Source organism: Waterburya agarophytonicola KI4 (genome assembly GCF_020640915.1).
Taxonomy (GTDB): domain Bacteria; phylum Cyanobacteriota; class Cyanobacteriia; order Cyanobacteriales; family Xenococcaceae; genus Waterburya; species Waterburya agarophytonicola.
In genome coordinates this window covers 1-3,708 of sequence record NZ_JADWDC010000134.1, presented here as the reverse complement: position 1 = coordinate 3,708, position 3,708 = coordinate 1, and the positions used below count along the sequence as shown (strand labels likewise).

3 protein-coding genes are annotated in these 3,708 nt (G+C 36.0%); all 3 read right to left on the bottom strand.

Features of this window, described 5'->3' with window-relative positions; genetic code table 11:
* Window positions 1-26 precede the first annotated feature (26 nt).
* The 3 genes from I4641_RS23430 to I4641_RS23420 all read right to left on the bottom strand — a co-directional run bounded on the left by I4641_RS23430 (window position 27) and on the right by I4641_RS23420 (window position 3,241).
* On the bottom strand, window positions 27-368 hold the full coding sequence (locus tag I4641_RS23430) for a PRC-barrel domain-containing protein (protein ID WP_229642999.1): 342 nt from the start codon (window positions 366-368) through the stop codon (window positions 27-29).
* Between the two features lie 305 nt (window positions 369-673).
* The gene (locus I4641_RS23425; protein ID WP_229642998.1) at window positions 674-958 is read right to left on the bottom strand and encodes a pentapeptide repeat-containing protein; all 285 of its coding nucleotides are present in this window, start codon (window positions 956-958) and stop codon (window positions 674-676) included.
* A gap of 981 nt (window positions 959-1,939) precedes the next feature.
* The gene (locus I4641_RS23420; protein WP_229642997.1) at window positions 1,940-3,241 is read right to left on the bottom strand and encodes a hypothetical protein; all 1,302 of its coding nucleotides are present in this window, start codon (window positions 3,239-3,241) and stop codon (window positions 1,940-1,942) included.
* Window positions 3,242-3,708 lie beyond the last annotated feature (467 nt).

Sequence of the window (3,708 nt, the reverse complement as noted above, 5' to 3'; positions counted from 1 at the left end):
AAAACGAAACTTTTGTCAAGTACATTTTATACAAAATAAGATGAGCTTACCCTGACTTTATTACCTGCATCTGTCCATACTTTTAGCCCGATTACATTATCGTTTGATTCAAGTTGCTCGACCGTTTCTTGGTTTTCAGTATTGACCAGGATACTATCATGACCAACTGTGACAACCTTTTCCCAAGAGAATGTATGTTTTTCACGGTCAAACATTCCGTGGGTGCAGGTTAAACCTTTTACCTGATGGGCTTTGACATCAAGCCAAAGCTTTTTAACGTGACCAACTATTTCAGTAGTATCAAAATCGAGAACTAATTGATTTAATAGTTCGCTTTGTTTGATATCATTTTTGGTTAGCGTAGTCATAATTTTTGCTTTGTCAGCCTCTATTCAATATTATTAGCTTTTCAATCGTTCTTGTTCCTGAATCCTGAAAAGTGTCTGCAATTTCTAAGTGAATTTCTCCTACAGGACGATCTTTATTTGATAAATTTTGTCTTTTCATGGTTTAATCCTTGTCAAGCTTTTTGTAACAGAAATAATTATTCCTAATGGATGTTAGTTCTATATTTTTATAAGAGAACTAAAATTCTATTTTTTCCAAATTAGAATTTTAGTATTTGCATTAAGAATTGTCCATTAATCTGCATCCAATATTTAATGATTAGACATTAGCTAAAATAATTATCCCACTCTAGAAGATCGTTGTGTATTCTGCCATTAGGCATTTTTGCACCTCTCAGATTAGCTCCTTGGAAATTAGTTCCTTTGAGTCCAGCCCAATTTAAATTAGCATTACTTAAATTTGAGTTACTCATGTCAGAATTAGTCAAATGCGCGCCACTAAGATCTATACCGCTTAAATCCGTTTTAGCTAAACTTATGCCTCTTAAGTCTGCTTCGCGAAAATTTCTTTCTCCTGCTGCGTATCTTTTTAAAACTTCATTAGCTTTCATTTTATTGTCTCCTCTATGTTTATACAGTTGTAATTATTTGCATGAGCTTATTGGCTCATACATGACAGTGTTTGAAGCGATTTCTGGTGTCTATTTAATTGTATTAATGGAATAGTTTAAATCAAAAGTATAGGATTCTGATTTAAACAGATTTTAGTTAGCAAAGATTCCGAAACTATTACTTACTTTTGATTTAATGTTAACAACTAACTCTAATATTTGATAATAAAAACACAACTCTTAATCAAGATTGTATTTAACTATTGTATGTCTTCTAGCGAACAGACAAAAATTTTAAATAAGGATATATATAGAATAACAAATTAAAAAGCACTTCAAACTAAAACATATTAGTACACACAATGTATTTGCTTTTTTTGCGACAGCAAGAGGCATTTATTTAGATGACAAAAAATAATGTGTATTAAATTTATCAATTTTATCGATTGGTATTTTACCAACGTCAAAGACAATTGAATTTAATCAAGTCTTTTTTAATCTTTTTAGAAAAATCTTTTTAGAAAAAAGAATTCACTTTTACGAGGTTAGCAAATGAAAATTGCTCAAATCGCTCCTTGTAACTTGAATCATAAAATGGGAATAATAGAAGCATAAAATGGGACTGTTTCTATATTGAGGAAACAATTACGTCTCTCCAATCACATCACGATTAGGTTGACGCACTCCAGGTTTGTATTTTCGGCGTTGTTCAAAAACAGGCAATTTTGGGTAACAAACGCAGCTCAAATTAAGCCAAGTTTTGACTTCGCGTTACAGAACAAAAGTATTACTATGGAAACTTACTTTTTAGGCTCTTTGAAAAAGCTCAAATCCTAACAGTGACAACCAATGTGGATGTTTTTTACCTGTCATCAGCTCCGTAGGACTTTTGCCAACTCGTTCAGGAATTCTACTTGACCTAAAGGTGCGATGATTCAAGAAAAACCGAAGCAGGTCAAGATAATCGGAATTCAAGTGCTTTCAATTGAAAAAGTAATTTCTGAGGCGGGAATTGAGGTTTTCAACCAAAGAACTAGCTCTGGGGGTTGATTTCATGGCGGATTCTACCGCTTCCTTGACTGGTAGAAATTTCTCAGAAAGTTGCTGATATAGATGATTCCATTTCTGCCAATAAACGCTAGTTGAAAGGGACTTCTTCGTTAACAAACAGACCTCTCGCACCTGAGATAGAGAAACCTTAAACTTTTGGGCAATATCAGCGATTTTCTGGTCTAGAACTTCGGCAAAAGCTAATAAATCCGATTTTTGATTCGATAACGCAGTTCTTAGAGCTTTGATTCCCTTGTGAGCCTGGTCTTCTCTGACTTGTAGTTCTTCAATAATAAAGTTCATCAACTCCAATCGTTCTGACCACTCTGGCCCTGCCAAGGACAAAATATCAACTCTGAGCCAATAAAAAAGTATTTTAATATCCTTAGCTAATTGAAGCAGTTTTTCCTCTTTTTGACGTGCTTTAACTAACTTAGCTGAGAATTTATTTCCTTGACCCTTTAATTTGGCTATCTCCATCTTTTCTTCTAGCTTTTCGCGTTGAGTTGTTGCACCCTGGGCTTTTTTAGCTAAATTGCGACATAAAGCGTCACATTGGTCAAACATATGCCAGACATCCCCATGACAAGCAATATCTTCTCCCCAAGCAGCTTTTTGTCCTGCTCTAATTCCTTTTCCCGCGTCAGCTATGGTGTAATCGGGATTCAATCCTTGTTCTTCGGCTTCCAGCAAATACCATCCCCAGGTGTCTTCATCGCGATGCTCCACTGCTTCTAGGAGAAAACAGTAGGTCGAATCAGCATCCACTCCTGTCAAGATGGGTTGAGTACTATGAAAGAGTTCGTCGAGTAATGCTACCTCAATTGAGGATAAATCTTGAGCTTGATTGATGTTTCGGGCTTTTTCAGTTGCTGCGATTACCCTGTTGTGTATGGTGCCGATACTGAGAGGATAATCAAATAAATCGCGCAATATCTCCTTAACTCCTCGATAAGAGCAATGGCAAATCAAAATCAACGCTAAAATGAATTGAAATATCCATTTTTGTGTGATGGGTAGATAATATAAGACTTCCTGATCTGGTTCTTCTTTTTCAAACGCCGTATTTAAAGCAAGTTCAGCAATCGCTTTTTGTTGATAGATGAATTTACGACTTACTTGCTCTTGTTTGGCTATCTGGCTTACCGACTCTTGTTTCGAGAGAACATTGATCGCTAATTCTTGACGATGACGAGGTTGAAGAGCCGAAGCTACAGAAGAAGATGGATTCACTCAGTTTACTGCTATATTTGCCTAATTTTGACCTAACTTATTAGTATCAAGCATCTCTCTGCTCTAGAGCAATAATTCAGAACATATGTTCTCATAAATTGGGTAATTTTTCCAGAAGTGTAACCCTAGTTTGAACAACGCCGGTTTTACTGGCACTCTGAAAGTTATTCGTCGAGCCATTCCTAATTTTCAAGACCTAAAAAATGAGCAACTGCCCTTTTTTTCTCACGGTTGATTCAGGATATTCTAGCTGAACAAATTCCCCCAAGACAAGGCAGACAGAATCCACGGGTAGTTAAAAAGCCTCGTTCCAAATTTCCCTCTAAAAAACCTCTTCGCCGAGAAACGCCAGTTCGCCATGATCGAGTTATTTTTGCAATTTTAAACACTGTTTAATTCTTAACCGAGAAGTATTGGGAGACGAACGCTTAAACAACCGAGCCTTCTCGATTGGGAAAACTTTGAGT

What these genes read in the sequence shown, in the direction of transcription:
- I4641_RS23430 (WP_229642999.1), bottom strand. Translation starts at nt 368, where the DNA reads ATGACTACGCTAACCAAAAATGATATCAAACAAAGCGAACTATTAAAT.
- I4641_RS23425 (WP_229642998.1), bottom strand. Translation starts at nt 958, where the DNA reads ATGAAAGCTAATGAAGTTTTAAAAAGATACGCAGCAGGAGAAAGAAAT.